A 589-nucleotide genomic window follows, 5' to 3' on the forward strand; every position below is an offset into this window, starting at 1 on the left:
GCCTTTTTAATGCTCGTTTTTCAAGAACGAATACGTGCTCTAGCAACTTCATGGCTCTAGGCCGTTCGAATTTATTTTAACTTCAGCTTCGTGCCGTCGACTTTGAGATGGCTCAGCAGACTCTTGGCGTTAGTTTTGCCTACCTCATCAAACTCCATTCCGTAGCGGGCATAGTGAGTCGATTTTTGCAGGTTACAAATACGACCATTCAGTGGCGCTAACAGGCGACCATCACTCGGCATGGTGAGGTCTAGAGTGATACGGTCGCCAACTTGTAAAGGTCGGCTCATTGGCGATGTCACAAAACGACAGCCGCTGCGAGACAGGTCTCTGATCTCACACTCACTTCGATATTCATCCAAGCGGACTCGCGCTTTCAAATTCACCTCATAACGCACTTCTTTACGAAGTTGGAATACCTGCATTGTATTGGGAAGGCTAAGCACTAAAATGGGATAAGGGTCGCCCAAGCGATGTTGAAGCTGAGCCCTAAAAGGGATGACGGCGCCTTCGCCACGATGAGAATACGCTTTTACGTTTATCCAAAAGCCTTCTTGAAAATAGAATTTCAAATCTTCATCGGAAATAT

The 589-nt window shown here is 46.5% G+C and carries 1 protein-coding gene; it reads right to left on the minus strand.

The genetic code is table 11. From position 1 onward, the window contains the following. Positions 1-71 precede the first annotated feature (71 nt). A partial coding sequence (locus R7Z77_RS27020) for a flagellar brake protein (protein WP_318137262.1) occupies positions 72-589 on the minus strand: 518 nt, incomplete at its 5' end.

Source organism: Vibrio sp. 1401, from assembly GCF_033340295.1.